At 42.8% G+C, this 25616-nt stretch carries 22 protein-coding genes, 1 tRNA gene and 1 pseudogene; all 24 read right to left on the bottom strand.

The window, feature by feature from the left end:
* Positions 1-138: 138 nt before the first annotated feature.
* Positions 139-3678, bottom strand: a complete 3540-nt coding sequence (gene smc, locus Q4443_RS01230; RefSeq protein WP_049518793.1) for a chromosome segregation protein SMC — start codon at positions 3676-3678, stop codon at positions 139-141.
* Positions 3669-4367, bottom strand: coding sequence for a ribonuclease III (gene rnc, locus Q4443_RS01225; RefSeq protein WP_049518794.1), 699 nt, complete (start codon positions 4365-4367; stop codon positions 3669-3671). The genes smc and rnc overlap by 10 nt, the downstream gene beginning before the upstream one ends.
* Before the next feature lie 182 nt (positions 4368-4549).
* Positions 4550-4621, bottom strand: a tRNA-Arg gene (locus Q4443_RS01220).
* A gap of 67 nt (positions 4622-4688) precedes the next feature.
* Complete coding sequence (locus Q4443_RS01215; protein ID WP_049518795.1) at positions 4689-5675, bottom strand: GMP reductase; 987 nt, start codon at positions 5673-5675, stop codon at positions 4689-4691.
* A 199-nt stretch (positions 5676-5874) separates the two neighbouring features.
* Complete coding sequence (locus Q4443_RS01210; RefSeq protein WP_000160506.1) at positions 5875-6654, bottom strand: L-threonylcarbamoyladenylate synthase; 780 nt, start codon at positions 6652-6654, stop codon at positions 5875-5877.
* A gap of 27 nt (positions 6655-6681) precedes the next feature.
* Positions 6682-7275, bottom strand: a complete 594-nt coding sequence (leuD, locus tag Q4443_RS01205; protein ID WP_049478171.1) for a 3-isopropylmalate dehydratase small subunit — start codon at positions 7273-7275, stop codon at positions 6682-6684.
* A 9-nt stretch (positions 7276-7284) separates the two neighbouring features.
* Positions 7285-8667, bottom strand: a complete 1383-nt coding sequence (gene leuC, locus Q4443_RS01200; RefSeq protein WP_049518796.1) for a 3-isopropylmalate dehydratase large subunit — start codon at positions 8665-8667, stop codon at positions 7285-7287.
* Between the two features lie 3 nt (positions 8668-8670).
* Complete coding sequence (locus Q4443_RS01195; RefSeq protein WP_000700094.1) at positions 8671-8940, bottom strand: DUF1294 domain-containing protein; 270 nt, start codon at positions 8938-8940, stop codon at positions 8671-8673.
* The gene (gene leuB / locus Q4443_RS01190) at positions 8937-9974 is read right to left on the bottom strand and encodes a 3-isopropylmalate dehydrogenase (protein ID WP_000162514.1); all 1038 of its coding nucleotides are present in this window, start codon (positions 9972-9974) and stop codon (positions 8937-8939) included. Before leuB ends, Q4443_RS01195 begins: the two co-directional genes overlap by 4 nt.
* Before the next feature lie 11 nt (positions 9975-9985).
* On the bottom strand, positions 9986-11548 hold the full coding sequence (locus tag Q4443_RS01185) for a 2-isopropylmalate synthase (RefSeq protein WP_049518797.1): 1563 nt from the start codon (positions 11546-11548) through the stop codon (positions 9986-9988).
* Between the two features lie 314 nt (positions 11549-11862).
* Entirely contained in the window at positions 11863-12519 is a 657-nt protein-coding gene (locus Q4443_RS01180) for an MmcQ/YjbR family DNA-binding protein (RefSeq protein WP_049518798.1), read from the bottom strand.
* Positions 12520-12562: 43 nt separating this feature from the next.
* Positions 12563-13195 (bottom strand): copper homeostasis protein CutC, encoded by a 633-nt coding sequence (locus Q4443_RS01175; RefSeq protein WP_049518799.1) that lies wholly within the window; start codon positions 13193-13195, stop codon positions 12563-12565.
* 93 nt (positions 13196-13288) lie between these two features.
* Positions 13289-13648: a YbaN family protein gene (locus tag Q4443_RS01170; protein WP_049518800.1), complete on the bottom strand. Its 360-nt coding sequence runs from the start codon at positions 13646-13648 to the stop codon at positions 13289-13291.
* A 106-nt stretch (positions 13649-13754) separates the two neighbouring features.
* Entirely contained in the window at positions 13755-15842 is a 2088-nt protein-coding gene (topA, locus tag Q4443_RS01165) for a type I DNA topoisomerase (RefSeq protein ID WP_303407848.1), read from the bottom strand.
* A gap of 117 nt (positions 15843-15959) precedes the next feature.
* Complete coding sequence (dprA, locus tag Q4443_RS01160; protein WP_303407847.1) at positions 15960-16808, bottom strand: DNA-processing protein DprA; 849 nt, start codon at positions 16806-16808, stop codon at positions 15960-15962.
* 81 nt (positions 16809-16889) lie between these two features.
* Positions 16890-17513, bottom strand: a pseudogene (locus Q4443_RS01155) (hypothetical protein).
* A gap of 140 nt (positions 17514-17653) precedes the next feature.
* Positions 17654-19477 (bottom strand): translation elongation factor 4, encoded by a 1824-nt coding sequence (gene lepA, locus Q4443_RS01150; protein WP_049505907.1) that lies wholly within the window; start codon positions 19475-19477, stop codon positions 17654-17656.
* A gap of 78 nt (positions 19478-19555) precedes the next feature.
* Positions 19556-20284, bottom strand: a complete 729-nt coding sequence (locus tag Q4443_RS01145; RefSeq protein ID WP_000133319.1) for a metallophosphoesterase family protein — start codon at positions 20282-20284, stop codon at positions 19556-19558.
* Positions 20285-21952, bottom strand: coding sequence for a DNA repair protein RecN (gene recN, locus Q4443_RS01140; RefSeq protein ID WP_049479358.1), 1668 nt, complete (start codon positions 21950-21952; stop codon positions 20285-20287).
* Positions 21953-21958: 6 nt separating this feature from the next.
* Positions 21959-22390: an arginine repressor gene (locus Q4443_RS01135; protein ID WP_001034390.1), complete on the bottom strand. Its 432-nt coding sequence runs from the start codon at positions 22388-22390 to the stop codon at positions 21959-21961.
* On the bottom strand, positions 22383-23198 hold the full coding sequence (locus Q4443_RS01130) for a TlyA family RNA methyltransferase (protein ID WP_084878401.1): 816 nt from the start codon (positions 23196-23198) through the stop codon (positions 22383-22385). The genes Q4443_RS01135 and Q4443_RS01130 overlap by 8 nt, the downstream gene beginning before the upstream one ends.
* Positions 23191-24066 carry a polyprenyl synthetase family protein gene (locus tag Q4443_RS01125; protein WP_084878403.1) on the bottom strand — a complete coding sequence of 292 codons (876 nt, stop codon included), beginning with the start codon at positions 24064-24066 and terminating at the stop codon, positions 23191-23193. Before Q4443_RS01125 ends, Q4443_RS01130 begins: the two co-directional genes overlap by 8 nt.
* The gene (locus Q4443_RS01120; protein ID WP_000043226.1) at positions 24063-24275 is read right to left on the bottom strand and encodes an exodeoxyribonuclease VII small subunit; all 213 of its coding nucleotides are present in this window, start codon (positions 24273-24275) and stop codon (positions 24063-24065) included. The genes Q4443_RS01125 and Q4443_RS01120 overlap by 4 nt, the downstream gene beginning before the upstream one ends.
* The gene (gene xseA, locus Q4443_RS01115) at positions 24253-25593 is read right to left on the bottom strand and encodes an exodeoxyribonuclease VII large subunit (protein WP_303407846.1); all 1341 of its coding nucleotides are present in this window, start codon (positions 25591-25593) and stop codon (positions 24253-24255) included. Before xseA ends, Q4443_RS01120 begins: the two co-directional genes overlap by 23 nt.
* Positions 25594-25616: the final 23 nt, after the last annotated feature.

Genomic DNA, 25616 nt, shown 5'->3' with positions numbered 1-25616 from the left:
TATTATATCATAGAGAAAGTCTTTTCGCTAAGAGGAAATCCCAAATGTCGTTTTTTGCGCCTGAACTGACCATAAGAGAAAATTTAGCACTTTAGTTTAAAAAAATAGCACCTCCTAAGAGATGCTATCATTTGGTAACTAGTCTATTGTTTCTTCTAAATCTTTTAACTTAACCGAAACAATCTTAGAAACACCTGATTCTTGCATGGTAACTCCATAGATAGAGTCCGCTGCCGCCATCGTCCCCTTACGGTGGGTTACGACGATAAACTGACTATCCTTGTCAAAGCGGTTGAGGTAATCCCCAAAACGTTTGACATTGGCTTCGTCCAGCGCTGCCTCTACCTCGTCCAAGATAACAAAAGGAATAGTTTTGACTCGAATGATGGAGAACAACAAGGCCAAGGCTGATAGGGCTTTTTCACCACCACTCATAAGATTGAGAGACTGGATTTTCTTACCTGGAGGTTGGACAGAAATCTCCACACCAGCAGTTAAAAGATCGCCCTCAGTCAATATCAAGTCTGCCTGACCACCGCCAAACATCTGTCTAAATGTCACTTTAAAGGACTCACGAATCGCCTCAAAGGTTGATTTGAATCGTTCCTTAACCTCATCATTCATCTCTGTGATGGTCTCAAGGAGTAGGTTTTTCGCAGACAAAATATCATCTCGTTGGCTATTGAGGAAATCCAAACGATTGTGGACTTCTTCGTACTGTTCAATAGCATCCAAATTGACTGGACCGAGTGAGCGAATAGCTTTCTCAAGATCTTTAACCTCTTGCTCTGCCAGAGTGAGATTTTCCAGTTCATGAGCCTTTTCTAGAGCCTCAGTGTAGCTGATCTGGTACTGGTCAGTTAATTGAGCTTGTAGATAGCGCAAGCGTTCGCTGACCTTTTCCTTTTTGGCTTCAGCACGCGTTTGTTTACGAATCCACTCCTCATTCTGCTGACGAGCCTGATCCAAATGGCTGGCAATATCATCCAGCTGGCCTTCGATATCATCCAACTCAAACTGCTTACGAATCAAACCTTGTTGGAGATTTGTTTTCTGAGTTTTGGCCTCTTCCACCTGCTGACTTAGCAAATCCGTATCAACCTTCTCAAGATTATCAACCTTTTCTTGGAGGAGACGCTGAATCTCCTCTTGCTCGATATCCAGATTATCCAGTTCCTTGCCTAAGCGTTCAATATCAGTCACTTCGTACCGCTTTTGTCCTTGCAGTTCTGACTTAAGCAAGCGCGCTTGAGAAATCTGTTCCTGCAAGTTTTGATAACGTTCTTGAATAGCGTTTTTGTTAGACTTAATCTCTTCAATCTCAGCTTCCAGATTTTGCTTTTCACTGGTGATAGTAGCAAGGCGCTCTTGGCATTTTTCCTTGTCCGCTTGCCAATCTCCTTCAGTAAGGCGATTTAATTCCTCTTCTTGAAGTTTCCAAAGCGTTTCCAGTTCTTCGACCTGCTGCTTGGTTTGTTGATAAGCAAGGTACAAGCCTTGCTCCTGAATACGAGCTTGCTCCCCCTGAGATTTGATAGCTTCTAATCTTTCTGCCAATACCGCCATCTCATCTTGCAAGGTCTTCAAACTCGCTTCTTCTGACCGCAAGTTAGCTTCTTCCTCAGCAATTTCTTTTTGTAATTGCTCTAGTTCTGGCTTGATGAAGATACTGTTATTTTGACGATTGGCACCACCCGCGTAGGAACCACCTGTACGCAACTCTGTCCCATCCAGTGTCACCATACGAACCTGATAGCGAACTTGTCGAGCTGCCGTACGCGCATGTTCTACAGTGTCAAAAATTGCTGTCGTTGCTAGCAAGTTCTTAAAAATGGCTTCTAGTCTCTTATCAAACGACACCAACTCATCTGCCATACCCAGAAATCCTGAACTTGCAGAGATAATATCTTGATTCTGACTAGATATTGTACGCGCCTTGATCGTCGTCAATGGAAGAAAGGTCGCACGACCAGCTCTATTGCGCTTTAGGAAATCAATCGCCTTTGTTGCCGCGTTTTCATCTTCTACAATGATGTGCTGACTGCTAGCTCCAAGCGCAATTTCTAGGGCAGTTTGATAATGTACATCAAAGGTCAAATGTTCACTGACTGCACCAACGATCCCACCAAGGCGGTCTTTTTCTTGAAGAACACTCTTAACACCCGCATAAAAATTGCTATGATTTCTTAGGATATTTTCCAAACTTTGGGCTCTAGCCTGCTTGTTTTTGAGACTGTCTAGACGATCAAAGAGTTGGCTCTGCTGGGCTTGGAAAGAAACTTTCTGCTCCTCTTGCTCCTTGGCACTAGCTTGGTAGTCAGCCAATAATTTCTGAACCTGCTCCTTGGCAGTTTCAAGCTCATCCTTTTGCTGACTAGCCTTCTCTTTAGCTGTAGCCAGTTGTTCTTTCAGTTTCTCAAGTTGATCTGCTTGTTTTTGAGACAGCTGACGGCTGTTCTCCAGTTCATTCTCGATGCGAGTCAACTGGTTTGAGACATCCGCTTCTTCTTGTAAAAGAGCGACAAAACGTTCACGCAAGAGCTCGATCATCTGGTCAGGATCATCAGAAAATGCCAACAACTCTGCTTCTAGGCGATTGAGTTCCTTGTTGTTTTCAGCTAGACTTTTCTCTAACTGTTCCAAGTTCGCTTCTTTTTCAGCCTTTTCCTTACTTAGAGCCTTTCTCTTATCTTCCAGAGTCGCCAAACGGGCTTGCGCTTCTTGTTGATTAAGGGCTACTTGCTCAGATTCCAGTTTGGATAGGGCTAGTTTTCGCTCTAAGTCACTGATCAAACTAGTCAAATCCATTAATCTTCCTTGGTCTTTAGCCATTTCAGCTTGGAGATCTTGGCGTTTCTTTTTAAGAGTTTGATTTTCCTCTTCTAACTCTTCACGCTTTTGGTAATAGCTAGTCAAAAGTTCCTGAACTTGCGTTAGCTCTTCTTCTGTCAGCTCTAGTTCAGCCTTGTTTTCCTTGATTTGGGCAACCAGTACATCCAAGTAAATCGCCTTACGTTGACTATCCAAGTCGAGAAACTTGCGCGCATTCTCAGCTTGTTTTGCAAGGGGCTTGATTTGATTGTCCAACTCGTAGATAATGTCCTCTAAGCGGTCGAGATTGTCTTGAGTTTGTTGCAGTTTGCTTTCTGTTTCTTTACGACGAGTCTTGTATTTTAAAACCCCAGCAGCTTCTTCAAAAATAGCTCGGCGTTCTTCGGGCTTGGAGTTAAAAATCTCCTCAACCTTCCCTTGGGAAATGATGGAGAAGGAATCCCGTCCCAAACCTGTATCCAAGAAGAGGTCATGAATATCACGCAAGCGCACTTTCTTGCCATCAATTCGATACTCGCTATCTCCACTACGATAGATATGGCGTTCTACCTTAATGACTTGCCCTGCATCCTTGATGAAGCCATCTTCATTGTCCAAGGTCACGATAACAGAGGCATAATTGAGTGGTTTGCGACTTTCAGTTCCAGCAAAGATAACGTCAGGCATCTTGCCTCCACGAAGACTCTTGACACTAGACTCTCCCAAGGCCCATCGCAAACTTTCTGTGATATTTGACTTCCCAGAACCATTGGGCCCAACGACAGCTGTCACACCTTGGTCAAAAACGACCTTGGTCTTGTCAGCAAAGGACTTGAATCCCTGAATCTCAATCTCCTTTAAATACATGAATCCAGCCCTTTCTCAACTGCATTTTTGGCGGCTTCTTGTTCTGCCAATTTTTTAGAACGACCTTGACCTTTTCCAATACTCTTTCCTTCAACCAGAACTTCTACATCAAAAACCTTATCATGGGCAGGGCCCGTCTCAGAGGTCACCTGGTAGCGAATATCCACATCTCCATTGACCTGGAGTAACTCTTGAAGGTGCGTCTTGTAATCCTTAATCATTTCAAAGTCACCTGCTTCAACCTTGGGAATCATGACTTGATAGATGAACTCTTTTACCCTAGCAACATCCTTGTCTAAAAGCAAAGCACCCAGAAAGGCTTCAAAGGCATCGCCAAGAATGGTGTCACGATTGCGCCCACCAGACTTTTCTTCCCCTTTTCCTAGCTTGATAAACTGATCAAACTGGCAATCACGCGCAAAACCAGCCAAACTCTCCTCACGGACAATCATAGCACGGAGTTTAGACAAATCTCCCTCTGGTTTCCTAGGATATTTTTTATAAAGATATTCTGAAATCAATAATTGCAGAACAGCGTCTCCTAAAAATTCCAAGCGCTCATTGTGTGAAATTTTTAAGAGGCGGTGCTCATTGGCATAACTCGTATGAGTAAAGGCCGTTTCCAGTAAATTTTTGTCTGCAAATTCGATTGCAAAACGCTTCTTTAGTACAGTTTGTAATTCTTTCATACCAACCTCTTTCTAACTGATAACAGTCTCTTTTATTATAACAAAAAAAGCCCCCTGAGTCACTTTAAAACGGGACTAGAGGGGATTTGAGCATTTTTTAGAACAAACTTTTCATTTTTAGGGGAAAACTTGGGGCGAGATAAAGAAAAAAGCCTTATTAAGGCTTTCATAGGCTTTTCACATCCACCCTGAGGGAATCGAACCCCCATCTCAAGAACCGGAATCTTACGTGATATCCATTACACTAAGGGTGGAAACTTGTCTTATTATAACAGAAATTTGCTCTAATAACAAGTTTTTTATTGGTGGACTAAGTGTCTCTTAGTGAGATGCATCCCCGTTCCAGATAGAGTTTTTCACGATAACATAATCAACATGTTTAAGGTCGGCAACTTTTCGTCCACCTGCGTAGGAAATGGCACTTTGCAAGTCCTGCTCCATCTCAGTAAGGGTATCTTGCAAGTGTCCTTTGGCAGGCAGTAAGATGCGCTTACCTTCCACATTTTTATATGCTCCCTTTTGGTATTGAGAAGCTGAACCATAGTATTCTTTGAACTGTTCCCCATCAACTTCGATCGTTTTCCCCGGGCTTTCGATATGTCCTGCAAATAGGGAACCGATCATGACCATGCTAGCACCGAAACGGATAGATTTGGCAATATCGCCATGAGTACGAATCCCACCATCAGCGATAATCGGTTTGCGCGCAGCCTTAGCACACCAGCGAAGGGCAGCCAACTGCCAGCCACCTGTACCAAAACCAGTCTTGACCTTGGTGATACAAACCTTACCAGGACCGATTCCAACCTTAGTAGCATCCGCACCGGCATTTTCCAGTTCACGCACTGCTTCTGGTGTTCCCACATTCCCAGCAATGACAAAAGTATCTGGCAATTCTTTCTTGATGTGTTGAATCATAGAAATCACGCTATCCGCATGACCGTGAGCAATGTCAATCGTAATATATTCCGGAGCATCAGCCTTGAGTTGGCTAACGAAATCATACTCGTAATCCTTGACCCCGACTGAAATAGAAGCAATGAGCCCTTGATCGTGCATACGCTTGATAAAAGGAATGCGCCCCGCTTTATCAAAACGGTGCATAATGTAGAAGTATCCGCCTTTAGCCAATTGCTCTGCAACATTCTCATCCAAAATCGTCTGCATATTTGCAGGTACAACAGGTAGTTTGAAAGTGTGATTTCCAAGTGTGACGCTTGTGTCTGCTTCTGCACGGCTTTTAATGACACATTTATTTGGGATCAACTGAATATCTTCGTAATCAAAAATTGGAAATTCATTTAACATATCGATGTCTCGTTTCTTTTGTAATGACCTACCTATGCTTGCGCATCTCTACGCCTTTTTCCGACGTTTCCTTGATTTATTATAACCCAAAGTACAGTTTTTGTCAAATATTTTTAATAATCAAATTATATTGTTCGGTTTTTGCTTGTAAAATTGAGAGAGAAAGAGGAGAGATTAAATTCTCTCCTCTTCTTCAATCTTAATAATACTCACCTTGACGGTAGTCCCATGAGTTAAAGGTATCTGACAAATGCATCATGATTTTATCAATGTCAAGCCCTTTGCGGATAACAACTGGAGCTGGTGAGATTGAACGGTCTCCTCCTTGTTCTGGGATGAGTTTTCCGTCTTTATCGACCATAGATACCATCACACCTTGCTCGTAGCGCGTTTCAATCGTTTTATCGGGTTGGATGGATGCCACATAGTCGTCTGCTTCGATGACAAGGTCCACTGCTCCTTCGATACGTTCTCCGATACCTTCCACCTTACCGCGGTTTCCTTTACCAGATGGGTTAGCTGATGAGGCGTAGACCATTTTACCTTCTTCCCAGAGTTTGGCAGCCAACTGTTCACCAGCTTTACCAAACTTGATGACAAAACAGCTAGTACCACGAACGTCTGTCATGAGTTCTTCACGACCATCACCGTATGCTTTGAGTTTTTCAAAAGCTTCTGGTTTCCAAGGAAGGATACAACCGAGGAGAATGTCTTCGTCCCAATGTTTTTGGTAGAAGGCTTCAATTTCTGGGTTGAGTTGTGCTAAAGCGCGTAGCTCGTCCATGCTACCACAAAGTACAACACCTGGCTTGTTACGATTACGTTCTTTAGCCTCAAACTTACGCTCAAGACCTGCCTTATCGCTCGTCATGATAATGTAACCAACTTTTGTAGGACAAACAATACATCCGCCCTCACCTTTTAAAATGTCATAGCCTTCTTGAGAAAGTGTTCCGTTCCATTGAATGTGTTTTGTCATAGTTCTATAGTTCCTTTTCTATTTTTTCTAATCCTGCCAATAGGATGGGCGTTGTTTTTCATAAGCAGCAATCAAATCTTCATACTGCAAGGTAATACCGATATCATCCAAACCATTTAAAAGTTTGTGTTTCCACTCGCTATCGATTTCGAAAGTGAATTCTCCAACTGGTGAGATGATTTTTTGTTGTTCCAAGTCTACAGTTACCTGATCGGTCGGTTTGAGTTGGGCTAGCTTTTCTCTAACCTCCCTAGGCTGAACAATAGGCAACATGCCATTATTGAGTTCATTATTGTAATGAATGTCCCCAAAAGATCCTGCAATCACAACCTTAAAACCATAGTCGGCTAGAGCCCAAGCTGCGTGTTCTCTCGAAGAACCTGCCCCAAAGTTATCCCCTGAGATGAGAATACTAGCTTTACGATATTCAGGTCGGTTAAAAACAAAGTCTGGGTCCTCAGTATACTTGTCGTCTAGATAACGCCAAGCATACATGAGGTACTTACCAAAGCCTTTTTTATCAATCAACTTGAGAAACTGCTTGGGGAGTATTTGGTCGGTGTCGATGTTATCGTTCATGAGAGGAACGGTCGTTCCCGTATAAACTGTAAATTTCTCCATATCCTCTCCTTACTGGGCCTCTGGCATTTGCCGAACATCTACGAAGCGCCCTGCGATAGCCGCCGCAGCTGCCATAGCTGGACTGCAGAGATGGGTTTTAGCACCAAATCCTTGTCTGTCTTCAAAGTTTCGGTTACTGGTTGAGGCACAGTGGACACCATCAGGGACCTTGTCGGGATTCATCCCTAGGCACATAGAACAACCTGGGTCTCTCCATTCAAAGCCAGCGTCTAGGAAGACCTTATCCAAGCCCAACTTCTCAGCAGCTCGTTTGACAGGACGAGAACCTGGTACTACGATTGCTGTTAGATTGGGAGCAATTTTCTTCCCTTTGACAAATCGCGCAGCCAGCTGTAAGTCACTGAGACGAGCATTGGTACAAGACCCGATAAAGATATAACCTAGTTCAATGTCCGCTGGCTTTTGACCAGGCTCCAAGTCCATGTAATGATAAGCACGCTCATCGTTCATATCCTTGATTTCTGGGAAGCTACTGTCAAAGTCGACGCCCATAGCAGGATTGGTTCCCCAGGTCACCATAGGAGCCAAGTCTGAGACATCCATCCGGATAACTTTATCATAAACAGCATCATCATCGCTGACTAGGGTTTTCCAATCAGCCACAGCCTCCTCGAAAGCTTTGGGAACGCATTCCCGTCCCTTGAGATAGTCATAGGTGGTCTGATCTGGATTCATGATTCCCATCTTGGAGCCAAACTCGATAGACATATTGCAGATGGTCATTCTCTCTTCCATGGTCAGTGCATCAATTGCTTGTCCACGATATTCAACCACATAGCCAACACCACAGGCAACGTCGTACTTGGCAATTAAGGCGAGAATGTAATCCTTAGAATAGACTCCTTTTTGAGGAACACCAGTGAACTCTACCAGCATTTTCTTGGGTTTGACCTGCCAAAGGGTCTGGGTAGCAAAGACATGCTCGACCTCACTGGTCCCAATCCCAAAGGCGATAGCCCCGAAAGCTCCGTGAGTAGCTGTATGACTGTCTCCACAGACGATGAATTTTCCTGGTTGGGTCCGTCCTGTTTCTGGACCTACCATGTGAACGATCCCCTGCTTTTCAGAACCATGGGCAGCATGTTCAATCCCAAACTCCTCAACATTTTCAGCAAGCTTATCAATTTGAGCCTTAGAAATGACATCTCGAATATCGTAGATATTGACCGTTGGTACATTGTGGTCAAAGGTTCCGAATGTCAAGTCGGGCCGTCTCAATCTGCGCCCCGCATCTCGTAATCCTTGAAAAGCTTGGGGACTAGTCACTTCATGAATATAGTGCTGGTCCACATACATGAGTTGGGGCTGCCCTTCTTCTCCTGTGATGACATGACGGTCCCATAATTTATCAAAAATCGATTTTCCTGCCATCCATTACCTCCAAATAAAATATAAGGCTACTAGTGTGGTCACCATCCCTAGAAACCAAACTGTTTTAAAGTACCATTTTCTAGTCTTGTGGTGAAAGGTGATTCCTGCCAACCAGGCACCAAAACCACCAAAAGTAAAGGCTAAAATGAGTAAGATTTTCTCTGGGACGCGCCAAGCACCTCTTCTTGCCTTGGATTTGTCAATGCCATAAATCAAGAAAACCAGCAAATTCCAAATCAAGAGGGCAAGTGTTATTCCTTCATTTATCTTCATAATCTTTCAATGATAGCTTCTGTCATTTCCTTGGTCGAAGCCTGTCCTCCAATATCTCTTGTTAAAATGCCAGCCGCTAAACTAGCTTCAACAGCACGTTCGATACGCTCCGCATCCTCATAACGTCCAAAGCTATCTCTCAACATCATGGCAACTGACAAAATCATGGAAATAGGATTGGCAATTCCTTGACCTGCAATATCAGGTGCCGAACCATGAATAGGTTCATAAAGACTTGGACCTATTTCAGAATGACTAGCTGATGGCATGACTCCAAGCGTGCCAGATAGAACGCTTGATTCATCAGATAGAATATCTCCGAAAAGATTTTCCGTAACGATGACATCAAACTTGGCAGGATTGGTAATCATGAGCATGGCAGCTGAGTCCACCAACTGGTGTTCCAAGGTTACATCTGGGAAATCCTGAGCGACTTCCTCAGCTACTCTCCGCCAGAGTTTTGAAGTCGCTAGAACATTTTGCTTATCGATACTAGTAACGATTTTTCTGCGACTTCTTGCGATTTCAAATGCCTTGCGAATGATCCGCTCTACTTCCTCATAGCTGTAGTCGTTGATATCACGCGCTTTTCGCTCTTCAAGGATATGATCCCCAAAGTAAATTCCACCTGTCAACTCACGCACCACGACAAAGTCTACACCAGCAATTCGTTCCGGTTTGAGAGGTGACAAATGCTTGAGACTATCAAAAATCTTAACAGGGCGAATATTGGCATAAAGATTGAGTTCCTTACGAAGAGCCAGCAAGCCTTGTTCAGGCCGAACCGATGCTCCATCATACTGAGGACTACCGATAGCCGCAAGGAGAATAGCATCTGCTTCTCTACATGCCTTAAGGGTTTCATCAGGTAAGGGATGCCCCACAGCATCAATACCCGCACCTCCAAAGGGGCGTCTGTCTATCTCATAGTTAAATCCTGTTTTTGAAGCTAGAGCTTCCAGAACCGCTAAACCAGCTTCCATGATTTCTGGACCGATTCCATCCCCTGCTAGAGCTACTATTTTCTTTGTCATAGCCTTCTCCTTTACACACTAGGCATGTCTCGGTAGGAAACGCTATGCCCCATCTCACCTGCATTCTCTTTTTGAACAAAAGTATTGGCATTGATATAAGCAATAGCCGAAGCCTTCAATACATCGAAATCAAGACCTGCTGCGTTAAAGATGGTTTCTGTATCTCTGTTTTCAACAGTGACCAAGACACGAGCTTGGGCATCGATTCCATCTGTTACCGCGTCAATAGTGTAGGACACCAAGCGGACAGATTGGTTAAAGAACTTATCGATAGCGTTAAAGATCGCTTCAACGGAACCTTGCCCTGTTGCATTAAATTCGACTTTTTCACCATCCATATTAGCTAGGCTAACGAGGGCTTCAATGTCATTTTCCGCATGGGTTTGAAGTTGTAAATCATCAAAGTGGAATCCTTCTGGATTTTCAACCATGGTTCCAGCTACCAGAGCTCGAATATCTGCATCTGTGATTTCTTGTTTCTTATCCGCTAGTGCCTTAAACTTAGCAAAGAGTGGTTTGATGTCTTCTTCAGTAAAGTCTAGGGCCAAATCTCTTAGTTTTTCAACAAAGGCATGGCGACCAGACAATTTTCCAAGCGGAAGGCTATTGCTCTTAACACCAACCAATTCAGGTGTGATGATCTCATAAGTGAGAGGATTTTTAAGAACTCCATCTTGGTGAATACCAGATTCATGAGAAAAGGCATTACCACCAACGACAGCCTTGTTTTTAGGAACTGGAATACCAGAGAAGCGAGAAACCATTTCTGACGTATTCATTGTTTCATCCAAAACAATATCACTAGTTGCTTGGAAGAAATCCTCACGAATCTTCAAAGCAACAGCTACTTCTTCAAGAGCAACATTACCTGCGCGTTCACCGATACCATTAATAGTTCCCTGGACACGTCCAGCACCGTGTTTAATTGCTGTCAAAGTATTTGCAGTTGCCATACCGAGATCATCGTGACAGTGGACACCAAAGACAACTTTATGATCTGATTTAATATTTTCAGTCAAGTGATCAAAGATGCGTGCAAACTCTTCTGGAGTCGTAAAGCCAACTGTGTCAGGGATATTGATATAAGATGCACCTGCATCGACCGCTGTTTGAACGACTTGTAAGAGGAAATTCAACTCTGTCCTAGTCGCATCTTCAGGAGAGAACTCGACAACCTCAAACTTAGAACGTGCATAAGAAACATGCTCCTTGATAGCTTCTAAAATCTCTTCCTTGCTCTTATTGAGCTTATACTTGCGGTGAATCGGACTGGTAGCGATAAAGACATGAATTTGTGGATACTTGGCATCCTTAAGAGCCTCATAACAAGCATCAATATCAGATTTTACAGAACGAGCTAATCCTGTCACTGCTGTTTTTTTCATGGCTCTAGCAATTTTTTGAACGGCTATAAATGAATCTGGACTAGCAGCCGGAAAACCAGCTTCAATTACAGAAATTCCCCATTTCTCCAGCTGTCTTGCAATGGAAACTTTTTCCTTTATTGAGAAGTTAACACCAGGTGTTTGTTCCCCATCACGAAGGCTTGTATCAAAAAATTCAACTTTACGCATAAGATTTCCCCTTTTCCAAATGTGGTTTTAAAAAAACATCTCGCTCAGAAGCCCAAGCGAGATGTTGATTTACTCCCGCTTGGTAAGCCAAACAGGACTAATGCTTTTGCACTAGCCCGAGTACCTCAACAACAAAGCAAATTGATTAAACTTAGCTGTTTTCATGTTTGACTTTCTCCTTCGTTTGATATCTTGTTTAGTATTTTAGCATAGCTAAAAACACTTGTCAAGAAAAAATCCATTATTTTCTGAAAATTTCTTCAGTAAAGAATATTTTGCTAATTGAAAGTGTTTGAAAACTCAAGTGAATTTCTTTATTTTTTCACGGTCAAGTTCCAACTTCTTTCGACAAGTTCTAACGCTTCTTCATCTTGCAAACTATCATCAAGCGCCAGACTAAGCCAGTAGCGTTTGTTCATATGAAAGGCTGGATAAATGCCTTTTTTTGAAAGCAAGTCAGCTACTTGGTCATGTTTGAGGTTGACTGCTTCGACTAGGCCTTCTCTGCCCTTTTCCAGCTTATCCCATGGGATTCTCATCAAAACAGCATACCACTTTTGATTGCCTTCATGACGCAATACAGCTGTATCAGGCGACTTTTCCCACAGATACTCCAACTGATCACCATACTTTTCCTGAATCTGATCCATGATACGCTTAGTCTGAGGACAGATAAAATCCTGCACATCAAAGCAAGCCTTCCGAATCTGGTAAAGAATCTCCAAACAAGCCTCACGGACACTTGCAACAAAACTCCCACGCATACTTTCCATATGTACTTGAGGATAGAGGTCACCCGTTTCCTGATCAAAAACTTGAAAACTCACATTATCAGGAGTGATAGAGACTGCCATGTAAAAGTCACCCTGCAAAATCTGGCAACTATAGGTCCAGACTTCCCCATTTTCTACAAAACCATAGGCATGAGCTTTTTCTTTATTAAACTGGTAAGATTTAAAAATTTCAAACATAAGTGAAAACTGCTACCAAAAGCTAGCAGTTCCTTTCTATTTTTTAAAAGACAACCTTGGTTCCATGCAATTGTGTCACGCCCAGCTGGTCAATAAAGGTTTGACGGTTATCCAAGTCAATCCCCCCACCTGGTAAGATTTCAATTTTACCTTTTGCATGTTCCAAAATTCTGTGATAGTGAGCAAAACGTTTTTCTAGCGAGTCTCCAGACACACCAGCACGAGTTAGGATACGAGTTACTCCGGCTTGGCTGAGCCAGTCAATGGCTTCCAACTGATCTTCATCACTCAATTCATCAAAGGCCATGTGAAAGACAATTTCCATTCCTTTAGATGCGGCAATCAGCTTCTCAAGATTAGGCTTATCTAACTTTTTATCAGCAGTTAATGTCCCAAATACAACCCCTTGACTTCCAGCCTGTGCAGTCAAACGAATGTCTTCTAGCATGATCGCTATTTCAAGATCAGTATAGACAAAGTCGCCACCACGGGGACGAATCATAGTCATGATGGTGCTATCATAATTAGCTGCCAATTCAACCGCTGCCTTGGTCACTCCATAACTTGGCGTTGTTCCTCCTACAGCTAGATTATCACAAAGTTCGATTCGACGAGCTCCAGCCTGCATCGCTTTTTCAAGCAAGGTCACATTTTCAGCGCAAAATTCGTAAATCATTTGATTCTCCTTGATGTTTTCTTTGAATTTATTATATCATATTATTTTAAATATGCTTTCATTTTTACCAAGGCAAATAACTACTATTTTTATCTATTCTTTGTCAGGAATGACTTTAAAGAGATAGTAGGTGATAAAGATAGTCAAGGCTCCCAGACCAATTTTGACTGGCAAAAGAGGGGCAAAATAAATAGAAATTCCCATCAAGATATAGCTAGATACGATGATTTTTTTCTTTCGTTCTCGCGCTATTGACTTGGTTTCCCGAAAGTCCGCTACATAAGTCTGATAAAGCTTTGTATGATAAAGCCAGTCTTCAAAACGCTTAGAAGATTTTGAAAAACAAGCGATAGCTAACAAAAGAAAGGGGGTTGTTGGTAAAAGTGGTAGGACAACTCCAATAACAGCTAAAGCCAGCGAAATAAAGCCAATACAGAGATAAATGATACGCATGATTTCTCCTAGATAAATTACTCTTCCTCTAGTTTCGCACACAAGGGGGAAATTTGTCAAGCTTCAAGTAAAAAGAGCCTGAAATTCATTTTCAGGACTCTGCATTTTATTTAATTTTCTCTTCTTCGTAGTCGCCATTACTACATACAACCTGCTTACCACCACCACGGACTTTTTTCTCCACAAGGAAGTGTCCGCATTTTGGACAGTCACGGCCAATTGGTTTGTCCCAGGAAGTAAATTCACATTCTGGGTAACGATTGCAACCATAGAAGATACGATTACGCTTGGTTTTGCGTTCGATGATTTGTCCTTGATGACAGCTTGGACACTCGACACCAATCTCTTTGACAATCGCTTGTGTATGACGGCAATCTGGAAAATTGCTACAAGCATAGAATTTACCAAAACGACCGAGCTTAATCACCATTGGACTGCCACAAACTTCACAGTCAAATCCAGCTGGCTCATCCTTGATCTGGATTTTTTCCATTTCGAATTCAGCCTTGGCTACTTCTTTAGAGAATGGTTTGTAAAAGGCGTCAATAACACGTTGCCACTGCTCTTTACCAACTTCGACATCATCCAGTTTTCCTTCCATCTCAGCTGTGAAGGTCACGTTTACGATATCTGGGAAGTATTCAACGATGAGTTTATTGACAATTTCTCCCAGTTCTGTCGGTTCAAAACGTTTAGCTGCCAGACGAACGTAGTAACGTTTTTGGATGGTTTCAATGGTTGGAGCGTAGGTTGACGGACGTCCAACCCCATTTTCCTCCAAGGTCTTGATAAGAGTCGCTTCCGAATAGCGAGCAGGAGGTTGAGTGAAATGTTGTTCTGGCTTGCTATTGACCTGCTTGACCACATCTCCAACAGCCATATCTGGCAACATCTTGTTCTTGTCAGAGTCGTTGTAGATAGCAAGATAACCATCAAACTTAACTTGGCTTCCATTTGCCGCAAACTGAACTCCATTTTGAGATAGCTTAACAGCCATGGTATCAAAGATAGCGCCTGTCATCTGGCTGGCCACAAAACGGTTCCAGATAAGAGTATAGAGCTTGAGCTGGTCTTTGTCCAAGTACTTAGCGATGCTTTCTGGTGTGTTAAAGACACTAGATGGACGAATGGCTTCGTGGGCATCCTGAGCACCTGAGGCATTCTTGACCTTGCTACCATGCTTGGAATACTTGCTACCAAAGCGGTCGTTAATATAGCTTGCTGCTTCGTTCTGAGCCACAGGACTGATACGAGTCGAGTCTGTACGCATATAGGTAATCAAACCTTGCACACCTGATCCGATATTGATCCCTTCATAAAGCTGCTGAGCCACCATCATAGTCTTTCGAGTACGGAAATTGATTTTGTTAGCCGCATCCATCTGCATGGTTGAAGTTGTATACGGTAGGGGCGCATTGCGTTTGCGTTCTTTCTTATCTACCTGGTCTACTGTGAAATCTTTACTAGTCAAATGGGACAAAACTTCTTTGACTTCTTCATTGGTGGTCAATTTCATCTTTTTGCCATTCATACCATAGAAAGAAGCCTGAAATTGCTTGGTTCCCTTTTTAAAGACACCATCAATTGTCCAGTATTCTTCCGGTTGGAAGGCATTGATTTCATTTTCACGGTCAATGATGAGCTTAAGGGCAACTGACTGCACGCGTCCTGCTGATAAGCCCTTCTTGACTTTTTTCCACAAAATTGGCGAAATTGAATACCCGACCAAGCGGTCTAAGACACGACGAGCTTGTTGGGCATCGACCAAGTCCATGTCAATCTTGCGAGGTTCTTTAAAGGCATTTTTTACAGCGTCCTTGGTGATTTCATTAAAGACTACACGGTTGGCATCATTCTCATCCAAGTTGAGAATGTGAGCCAAATGCCAGGAAATTGCTTCTCCTTCACGGTCCGGGTCACTTGCCAGAAAGATTTTATTAGCCTTTTTGGCTTCTTTTTTCAGATCATTGATGAGAGGGCCTTTGCCTCGGATATTGATATACTGCGGTTCATAGTTATTTTCAATGTCGACTGACATACTGGATTTTTTCAAATCACGGATATGCCCGACACTGGCTAAAACCTTGTAATTTCTGCCTAGGTATTTCTCAATCGTTTTCGCTTTAGCAGGCGACTCCACGATGACTAGATTTTTCTTAACTGTTGATTTTTTCTTCTTTGTTGCCGTAGCCACACTATCACACCTTTTCAAAGTAATAAACTTTATAAAGTGTAAACCATTTTTCTATAGCTGTCAAGACCTAAGTCCTATATATAGAAGAAAAGTTTATCTGAGTGAACAAATTTCTCCTTAAAATTCAAACTCAGCCAACACAACTTGACCACTGGAAATCAGCTTTGCTCCCTCTTGGATCAGATGGTGACAGCCATCTGAATGGCCATCTAAAATGTTTCCTGGAATGGCAAAAACATCACGCCCTTCTTCCATAGCTCGCTCACAGGTGATGAGACTCCCTGAACGCATCCTTGCCTCTGCTACAATAACGCCACGGCATAGTCCAGCAATGATGCGATTACGAGCTGGAAAGTGAAATTTCAAGGGTTCTTCACCAGGTCCGTACTCGCTAAGTACCAAATGGTGATTGCCAATGTGTTCCTGCAAACGTTTATTGGCTCGGGGATAAAAAACATCCAATCCTGTTCCAATGACGGCAATCGTTCTTCCTCCATTCTGGAGTGCAGCCATATGAGCAGCCGTATCAATCCCTTTGGCTAAACCACTGACCACAATTAACTCGTTTTCCAAACCTTGAATGACTTTCTGAACCGACTTTGCTCCCTGACTAGAACATGAACGACTCCCTACAACGGCAACCTTTGGAAACTTCAACAAGTCCAAATTTCCTTTATAAAACAAGAGCACTGGAGCATCATAAATCTCACTCAGATCCCAAGGATAACAGTCATCAAGAATCGAGAATGATGGAAATTTCTGAAACTCTTTCTCCAACTGAGCATCATCTATCTGGAAATAGCGTTCCATAAAGACTGCAGGATTACGACACCCCGATATTTCTGCAATCTCACCTAGCAAGAGCTCCTGATCTACAGTCTCATCGTATTCAAGAACTGTTAAAATTTGTTGATTGGTCAGCCCAGCTTTTCTCAATTTGTAAATCTCATAGTTTGTGATCTTCATATACAACTCCATTTCTTTTTCTACTCATCTATCTATTCGTAAAAAAAATAAAAAGAAGACCAAGGATCTTCTTTTTTTCATTTATTCAGATTTAGTAGTTGACCAGCTACTTTCAACCATCGGTAAGATTGTTTTTAAAGTTTCCCCATCCCCTTCAAGTGAAACATAGCGGATTTTACCATCATTTGATCGGAAAACCCAAGTAACGAGGTATTTCCCTGACTTAGCAATTGCATTGACAACATAGGCTTCATAGCCTCCAATGGTCGATTTGGAGCTCCAAACCTTACTGAAATCAGAGCTTTGTTCTTTGGAAGTTAAAATACTAGATGAGACAGTCACAACATCCAGTTTAGCATATTCTTCTTCGCTGATATTGAACTGCTCAGCCTTAAAGGTATTCAGCGTAACAATGTTGATATCTGTTCCATCTCAATACTGTATATCATTTCCACCTTCTACTTCATGGAATCGAACCCATGATTTGGGTACCTTGACAAATCCATATTCATTCGAACCGATGATTTGCGTCTCTTCCTTTTTCGCTTCAGAAACAGCAGAACTAGTGCTATTCGTTTCCTGACTTCTTGAAGAACTAACAACCGCAGTCGAACTTTCTTCGGTTGCTGTTTGCGATTTATTGGAGCATGAAGCTAAAAAAGCACTAACAGTAACTACAGTACCTAAAATTAATAATTTTTTCATCCTACCACCTTTCCATCTGCATTATAAGAAAAATAAGGACTTCTGTCAAATTCTAACCTAATCGATTCTGTTAGCTTCCGATTTTATCACTCTCATTTAAAGCAAAAACTCTTGAAAAATCTTCAAGAGTTTTTTTATTTCTATTCTTCATCCATGCTCAAGACGCTAAGGAAGGCTTCTTGTGGGACTTCTACTGATCCGATAGCTTTCATGCGTTTCTTACCAGCTTTTTGTTTTTCAAGGAGTTTGCGTTTACGAGAAACGTCACCACCGTAACACTTGGCAAGTACGTTCTTACGAAGGGCCTTGATATCAGTACGAGCCACGATTTTGTGCCCAATAGCTGCTTGAATCGGCACCTCAAATTGTTGACGAGGGATGATTTTCTTGAGCTTATCCACGATGAGTTTCCCACGTTCGTAGGCAAAATCCTTGTGAACGATAAAGCTGAGGGCATCCACCTTGTCTCCATTGAGAAGAATATCCATTTTGACCAGTTTAGATGGGCGATACTCTGACAATTCGTAGTCAAAGCTTGCATAACCACGTGTCGAAGACTTGAGCTTATCAAAAAAGTCAAAGACGATTTCAGCAAGTGGAATTTGATAGATAACATTGACACGATTATCATCAATATAGTCCATGGTCACAAAATCCCCACGCTTGCGCTGAGCCAGTTCCATCACTGCTCCGACAAACTCCTGCGGTACCATGATTTGCGCCTTGACATACGGTTCTTCAATAGTCGCAATCTTGGTTGGATCTGGAAATTCAGAGGGGTTAGACACATCCATAGATTCACCATCAGTTTGGTTAACCTTATAGATAACAGATGGAGCTGTCATGATGAGATCAATGTTGAACTCACGCTCTAAACGCTCTTGGATAACATCCATATGGAGAAGTCCAAGGAATCCACAACGGAAACCAAATCCCAGCGCCTGAGATGTTTCTGGTTCAAACTGAAGGCTGGCATCGTTGAGCTGCAATTTTTCAAGGGCTTCACGAAGGTCATTGTATTTGTTTGATTCGATTGGATAAAGACCCGCAAAGACCATAGGATTCATCTGCTTGTATCCATCTAGCGGTTCTGCTGCTGGATTGCTTGCTAGAGTAACTGTATCACCCACGCGCGTATCTTGAACTGTCTTGATAGAAGCCGCAATATAACCAACGTCACCAGTCGCAAGAAAATCGCGCCCTACTGCTTTCGGCGTGAAAATACCGACCTCCGTCACATCAAAGGTCTTGCCATTGCTCATGAGCTGAATCTTATCGCCAGGTTTAACCACTCCATCCATGACACGCACTTGGAGGATAACCCCACGATAGGCATCATAAACTGAGTCAAAAATTAAGGCTTTTAATGGAGCTGAAACATCACCAGTTGGAGCTGGCACTTTTTCAACGATCTGCTCAAGAATTTCTTCAATACCAATACCAGCTTTGGCTGAAGCTAAGACTGCTTCGCTGGCATCCAGTCCGATGACATCCTCAATCTCTGTACGAACACGCTCTGGATCAGCTGCTGGTAGATCAATCTTGTTAATGACGGGCAAGATTTCCAAATCATTATCCAATGCTAGATAAACGTTGGCAAGTGTTTGTGCTTCAATCCCTTGGGCCGCATCAACCACCAAAATTGCTCCTTCACAGGCTGCTAGTGAACGCGACACTTCATAGGTAAAGTCCACGTGCCCAGGTGTGTCAATCAAGTGGAAAATATAGGTCTCACCATCTTTCGCAGTGTAATTAAGCTCAATGGCATTGAGTTTAATGGTAATCCCACGTTCACGCTCAAGATCCATACTATCCAGAAGTTGGGCTTGCATTTCACGACTAGAAACCGTCTCCGTCTTTTCCAAAATGCGGTCTGCTAGCGTTGATTTCCCATGGTCAATATGGGCGATAATAGAGAAGTTTCGAATCTTCTCCTGTCGTTTTTTTAATTCTTCTAAGTTCATGATGCTCTTCCTTTCAGGGTATCTATTAATTATAAATTGTTTTTAACATTTTGACAAGACCATACCCTGCTAGGAGTACTAATCTTCGGCAATAAAGCCATCATTTTCGATAAAGTGGTGTTCGGTCATTCCTTGGTCTGTAAAGATGATTCCATGAAGGACACCACCATAGACAGCTCCTCCATCCATACCAATCTTGCCATCCTCTGTTATCCAAAGCTCAGCTGTACCTCGGTCTTGCTTGAGCAAACCATAAACCGGTGTATGCCCAAAGACAATCGTTTTTCCAGTATGATTTTCAGCTTCGTGGAATGGCTTTCTGAGCCAGACTTTCTTATAATCTGTGGTTTCATGCCAATCATCCAAGGTCAAGTCAATACCCGCATGAACAAAGATATACTTGTCTGTCTCCACCACAAATGGCATTTGACGAATAAATTCGACCAAGTCTGCCGCTTCAGTCGCAACACGCTTGGCATCTTCTACGCCATCAACTGGTGCATCCAAGGGACGACCTAAAATAGAGTTAATAGTTGTATCTCCACCATTGCGACGATAATGGTCATAGCTTTCTTCTGGGTCATCGAGCCAAGTCAGAAACATATACTCGTGGTTTCCTGATAGACAGATAGCTCCTTGATTGTCGACCAAGTCTTTGACCATTTCTAGAACACGGCGACTGTCTTCACCACGGTCAATCAAATCCCCTAGAAAGAGCAACTGGGTGTGACCATCCCATGTTTTGAGAAGGTCTTCCAGCATACCTGCTTTTCCGTGAACATCTCCAATTACATAATAGTCTGTCATTTATTTCTCCCTCGTTTGCAATAATTCTCTAGCTTGGGTAAGGGCCGCCTCTGTTACATTTTGCCCAGCCAACATTTTAGCTACTTCCTCTACTCGCTCTTCTAAAGTCAAAAGGCGAACCGTCGACACCGTTGAGTGCTCATCGCTAATCTTCTCAATAAAGAATTGATAATCCGCGATGGCAATCACTTGTGGAAGGTGAGAGATAGCAAGAACCTGACCATGCTGGCCTATCTTATGAATCTTCTGTGCGATGGCTTGGGCCACGCGACCTGAAACTCCCGTATCCACCTCATCAAAGACAATACTGGTCTTGCCTTCTTTACGAGAAAAGGCAGACTTGATAGCCAACATGAGACGGGATAATTCCCCACCGGACGCAACTTTGACCAAAGGCTTAAAGTCCTCACCTGGGTTGGTGGAAATATAAAACTCGACTGTTTCATTCCCCTCACGACTAAATTTGCCCTTGCTAAAGCGAACCTGGAACTGTGCCTTCTCCATATAGAGATCCTGAAGTTCTTGTTTAATCTCAGCCTCAAGCTGCTGGGCCAAATCATGACGAGCTGATGCAAGTTGCCCTGCCAAATCGACAAGATTAACTTCCAATTTCTTGAGCTCTGCTTCCATGTCTTCAGAAGAAAGGTTATTACCCGTCAAGAGATTGTACTCATCCGTAATCTTGGCAAAATAAAGCAAAACGTCGTCCACAGTTCCACCATACTTGCGGGTAATAGTATTTATAAGGTCTAAGCGATTTTCAACCTGCATGAGGCGATTGCCATCAAAATCCAAATCCTCAATAATATCTTCTAAACGCTTGGTAATATCTTCTAAAACATAGTATGTTTCTGATAGAGAACTTGAAATTTCACGGTATTCAGGGTCATATTCTTCGACACTTTCCATGTCATTCATGGCCGAACGGACATTAGCAAGACTGGAGAATTCCTCATTGTCCAGCATACTGTAGGCATTGGTTAGGGTATCTGCAATATTTTTATGATTGAGGAGTTTATCTCGTTCTTGGTTGAGAGCCAAGTCTTCACCAGCCTGCAAGTTTGCAGCCTCAATCTCTGCCATTTGAAATTCCAACATTTCGATACGTGCCTTATGTTCCTGTTGGTTTTTCTTGACTTCCAAAACCTGCTTGCGCATTTTGCGATAGGCATCAAAGCTCGTCTGATAGGTCTCCTTCAAGTCCAAGAAAGCAGCATCACCAAACTCATCCAACATCTGGATGTGCAGTTGAGGACGCATTAACTCCTCTTGGTCATGCTGACCATGGATATCCACAAGGTGTTGCCCAATGGCACGCAAGACAGAAAGATTGACCATCTGACCATTCACGCGACTAACACTACGACCATTTTGCAAAATTTCCCGGCGGATGATAATCTCATCACCCAATTCTAAACCTTGCTCTTCAAAAAGTTCCTGTAAAAGGCGACTATTTTCAACCGAAAAAAGCCCCTCAATCTCTGCCTTTGGCGCACCATGACGAATAACGTCTGTCGTTGCACGAGCCCCCAACATGAGATTCATAGCGTCAATAATGATAGACTTTCCAGCACCCGTTTCCCCGGTTAAAACAGTCATACCCTTTTCAAAATTGAGCGAAATCGCCTCAATAATGGCAAAGTTTTTTATCGAAATTTCAAGTAACATACTGACCTACCATTTTTTGACTTGTTCAACAATTTCCTCAGCTGCCTCTGCTGTTCTAGCTACAATTAAGATAGAATCATCATCAGCTAGACAGCTAAAAATCTGTTCAGAAAATGCTTCAACCAACTGACTCTTCACAAAAATAGTATTTCCAGGAATGACAGCAAGGTTGATCATATTTCCCATTAACTCAGAACTCACAATATTGTCCTCAGCTAACTGCAAACTCTTGACGATTGATTTTGGCAACTCATAGATATAAGTATTGTTCTTCAAAGGAATTTTAACAATACCAAGCTCTTTGATGTCCCTTGAGACAGTGGCTTGCGTAGCAGAAATACCTGCTTCCTTCAAATGCTCAACGATTTCTTCCTGAGTCCCGATCTGATAATCCGTAACAAATCTTCTAATTTTTTCAAGTCTCTCTTTTTTATTCATCTTTAAATTCTCTATGTGCTCTCTCTACAACTTTTTCTATTTCAGGAGCAACTTGGTTACTTGCTCCCTCTTCCTTTTTCAAATAAGCTAAAAACTCAATATTCCCATGTCCACCTTGGATTGGTGAATAGTCTAATCCAAGCACTGAAAAACCTTGATCAACTGCCATAGCAGTGACAGATTCAAGGACATGTTGATGAACCTTGGCATCGCGAATGATTCCATTCTTTCCAATCTGCTCACGACCTGCTTCAAACTGCGGCTTAACCAGAGCTACAATTTGACCTTGATCAGCCAAGACACGGTGCAATGCTGGTAGAATCAAACTTAAGGAAATGAAACTCACATCAATACTGGCAAAGCTCGGTTCCTGCTCAAAGTCAGTCTTTTCAGCATAACGAAAATTAAACTGCTCCATGCTGACAACCCGTGGGTCTTGGCGCAATTTCCAAGCCAACTGATTGGTACCGACATCGACTGCAAAGACCAACTCAGCACCATTTTGCAACATGACGTCAGTAAATCCTCCAGTGGAGGCCCCAATATCAATCGTGGTTGCGCCATCCACTGATAAATCAAAGACCTGCAAAGCCTTTTCCAGTTTTAGACCACCTCGACTGACATACTTGAGTTTTTCACCCTTGAGTTTTAGTTCAGTATCATCTGGGATTTTCTCTCCTGGCTTGTCAAAACGCTCCCCATTAAGGACAGCTACGACTAGTCCAGCCATGACGCCGCGCTTGGCCTGTTCTCGCGTTTCAAACAAGCCCTGTTTATAAGCTAGTACATCCACTCTTTCCTTAGCCATTGATTCTCAAACTTTCTACTACTTTCACAATCGATTCTGTTTCAAAGGGAACCTGCTGGGCAATTTCTTCTAATTTAGCCTTGGCTTGATCCAGAGTTTGGTTACAAAAGGCAGTCGCCTCCTCCAAGCCCAACAAGGCTGGATAGGTTGATTTTTCAGCCTGTAAATCCTTTTGTGGAGTCTTGCCGATTTCCTCAAAACTAGCTGTCACATCCAGCACATCATCTCGAACTTGAAAGGCCAGCCCAATCAATTCACCCACAGTTTTCAATTTTGTTTGGATTTCTGGTGCTAATTCAGCTATGATAGCAGCTGCTTGAAAGGGATAAGCTAGCAATTTTCCAGTCTTATTGGCATGAATGGTCTGAAGTTCTTCCAAGGATAAATGCTGGTGTTCGCCTTCCATATCTAAAACCTGCCCTGCCACCATACCTAGACTCCCTGAAGCAAGGGATAAGTTGGCAATCAAGTCCACCTTGATCTGACTTGGCAAATCCGCCTGCGCTATTAAGGCATAGGGATCTAGGAACAAAGCATCTCCTGCCAAAATTGCCATCGCTTCGCCGAATTTCTTATGATTGGTCAAGCGTCCACGACGATAATCGTCGTCATCCATAGCAGGAAGGTCATCGTGAATCAAGCTTCCTGTATGAATCATTTCCAAAGCCGCAGCCACCTGCGCGTGTGCTGGTCTAATAGCAGCATGCAAGGCTTCCAAAACCTCTAACAAGAGAAAAGGTCGAATACGCTTGCCACCAGCATGAATGGAATAGAGAACGGACTCTCGCAAACTAGAGGCAAACTGCTGGTCTCCATAAAAGTCTTCCAAAGCCGACTCCACAAGAGCTAATTTTGCTTGCTTCTTCATTCAAAATCACTTTCTGTTCCGTCTTCTTGCATGACCTTAACCAAGGTTTTTTCAGCCTTGTCCAGCGTCGCTTGGAGCTCTTTTGACAAGACCATGCCCTTTTGAAAGGCAGCAATCGCATCTTCCAGAGCGATTTCACCATTTTCCAAACTTTGTACAATGGTCTCTAGTTCTGCTAGATTTTCCTCAAATTTCTTTTGTTTTGACATCTTTAACCTCTAATTCTACTTGACCATCTCGCATCAAAAGCGTCACTTGGTCTTTTTTCTTCAAACTCTCAACCGAATCTACTACTGACTCTTCTTTTTTGACAATAGCATAACCACGCGCCACGATTCGACTGGTATCCAACATCAGTAGAGCTTCTGAAAGTCTCTTGACTTCAGCAACCTTGGCATCATAAACCAGCGCCATTTGGCTACGTAGGAGCTTGTCCAACTGACCTAAACGATCTTGATAACGCTGGATTTTGGTTATAGGTGATAATTGGACTAGTTGATGCGTCCTTGCTTGGACTAGCTGTTTATTATCAGAAATCCGTGTTCGCAAACTTTGTTTTAATCGCAGTTGCAGTTGATCTAACCGTTGTAAATAACCATCATACAAACGCTCTGGCTGTCTAAAGATGACTGACTGACTGCATTTTTTCAGAGCTTCTTTTTTTCTTGACAGGACATTCTGAACTGCTGTTGCCATCCGCTTTTCCTGATTTTGCAAATGGGTTAACACATCCAACTTAGTCACAGGCGTAGCCAGTTCAGCTGCAGCTGTTGGCGTTGCAGCACGGCGATCTGCCACAAAATCCGCCAAGGTCACATCTGTTTCATGCCCAACACTAGAAATAACTGGCAAACGGGATTCAAAAATAGCCCGTACCACGATCTCTTCGTTAAAAGCCCAGAGATCCTCAATGGAACCCCCACCGCGACCAATGATGAGAACATCTAGGTCCTCACGTTGATTGGCACGCGCAATATTTCGAGCAATTTCCTCCGCAGCTCCATCACCTTGTACCTTTGTCGGATAGAGAAGGATATCAACACCAGGAAAACGTCTGCTGACGGTCGTGATGATATCTCGAATAACAGCACCACTACGACTGGTTACTACGCCGATACGCTTAGGAAATTGGGGAAGAGGTTGCTTGAATCTCTCTTGAAACAGACCTTCTTCTGTCAGTTTCTTCTTGAGTTGTTCAAACTGAATCGCGAGCGCCCCAACCCCATCAGGCTCAGCTTTTTCAATGATGATAGAGTAGCTCCCGCTGGGTTCATAGACCTGCACACGCCCAATCACATTGATTTTCATTCCCTCTTCCAAGTCGAAACCTAATTTTTGATAAATCCCAGACCAGATGGTCGCTTGAATAACTGCATGGTCATCTTTTAAGGAGAAATATTGGTGAGTAGGTCGTTTACGAAAGTTGGAAACTTGACCAGTTAAATAGACCCGTTCCAAGTAAGGGTCTTTATCGAATTTCATTTTCAGATACTTGGTCAAAGTTGTTACCGATAAATACTTTTCCATCTCCACCTACTATTCATTTTCTT

Source organism: Streptococcus sp. GP0011, assembly GCF_030546305.1.
In the GTDB taxonomy this organism is placed as follows: domain Bacteria; phylum Bacillota; class Bacilli; order Lactobacillales; family Streptococcaceae; genus Streptococcus.
The sequence above is the reverse complement of the archived record's forward strand: the minus strand, read 5'-3'. Positions and strand labels throughout refer to the sequence as shown.

Excerpts from the sequence above, each read along its gene's own strand:
- smc (WP_049518793.1), bottom strand. The coding sequence starts at position 3,678 with ATGTATTTAAAGGAGATTGAGATTCAGGGATTCAAGTCCTTTGCTGAC.
- rnc (WP_049518794.1), bottom strand. The coding sequence starts at position 4,367 with ATGAAAGAATTACAAACTGTACTAAAGAAGCGTTTTGCAATCGAATTT.
- Q4443_RS01215 (WP_049518795.1), bottom strand. The coding sequence starts at position 5,675 with ATGTTAAATGAATTTCCAATTTTTGATTACGAAGATATTCAGTTGATC.
- Q4443_RS01210 (WP_000160506.1), bottom strand. The coding sequence starts at position 6,654 with ATGACAAAACACATTCAATGGAACGGAACACTTTCTCAAGAAGGCTAT.
- leuD (WP_049478171.1), bottom strand. The coding sequence starts at position 7,275 with ATGGAGAAATTTACAGTTTATACGGGAACGACCGTTCCTCTCATGAAC.
- leuC (WP_049518796.1), bottom strand. The coding sequence starts at position 8,667 with ATGGCAGGAAAATCGATTTTTGATAAATTATGGGACCGTCATGTCATC.
- Q4443_RS01195 (WP_000700094.1), bottom strand. The coding sequence starts at position 8,940 with ATGAAGATAAATGAAGGAATAACACTTGCCCTCTTGATTTGGAATTTG.
- leuB (WP_000162514.1), bottom strand. The coding sequence starts at position 9,974 with ATGACAAAGAAAATAGTAGCTCTAGCAGGGGATGGAATCGGTCCAGAA.
- Q4443_RS01185 (WP_049518797.1), bottom strand. The coding sequence starts at position 11,548 with ATGCGTAAAGTTGAATTTTTTGATACAAGCCTTCGTGATGGGGAACAA.
- Q4443_RS01180 (WP_049518798.1), bottom strand. The coding sequence starts at position 12,519 with ATGTTTGAAATTTTTAAATCTTACCAGTTTAATAAAGAAAAAGCTCAT.
- Q4443_RS01175 (WP_049518799.1), bottom strand. The coding sequence starts at position 13,195 with ATGATTTACGAATTTTGCGCTGAAAATGTGACCTTGCTTGAAAAAGCG.
- Q4443_RS01170 (WP_049518800.1), bottom strand. The coding sequence starts at position 13,648 with ATGCGTATCATTTATCTCTGTATTGGCTTTATTTCGCTGGCTTTAGCT.
- dprA (WP_303407847.1), bottom strand. The coding sequence starts at position 16,808 with ATGAAGATCACAAACTATGAGATTTACAAATTGAGAAAAGCTGGGCTG.
- lepA (WP_049505907.1), bottom strand. The coding sequence starts at position 19,477 with ATGAACTTAGAAGAATTAAAAAAACGACAGGAGAAGATTCGAAACTTC.
- Q4443_RS01145 (WP_000133319.1), bottom strand. The coding sequence starts at position 20,284 with ATGACAGACTATTATGTAATTGGAGATGTTCACGGAAAAGCAGGTATG.
- recN (WP_049479358.1), bottom strand. The coding sequence starts at position 21,952 with ATGTTACTTGAAATTTCGATAAAAAACTTTGCCATTATTGAGGCGATT.
- Q4443_RS01135 (WP_001034390.1), bottom strand. The coding sequence starts at position 22,390 with ATGAATAAAAAAGAGAGACTTGAAAAAATTAGAAGATTTGTTACGGAT.
- Q4443_RS01130 (WP_084878401.1), bottom strand. The coding sequence starts at position 23,198 with ATGGCTAAGGAAAGAGTGGATGTACTAGCTTATAAACAGGGCTTGTTT.
- Q4443_RS01125 (WP_084878403.1), bottom strand. The coding sequence starts at position 24,066 with ATGAAGAAGCAAGCAAAATTAGCTCTTGTGGAGTCGGCTTTGGAAGAC.
- Q4443_RS01120 (WP_000043226.1), bottom strand. The coding sequence starts at position 24,275 with ATGTCAAAACAAAAGAAATTTGAGGAAAATCTAGCAGAACTAGAGACC.
- xseA (WP_303407846.1), bottom strand. The coding sequence starts at position 25,593 with ATGGAAAAGTATTTATCGGTAACAACTTTGACCAAGTATCTGAAAATG.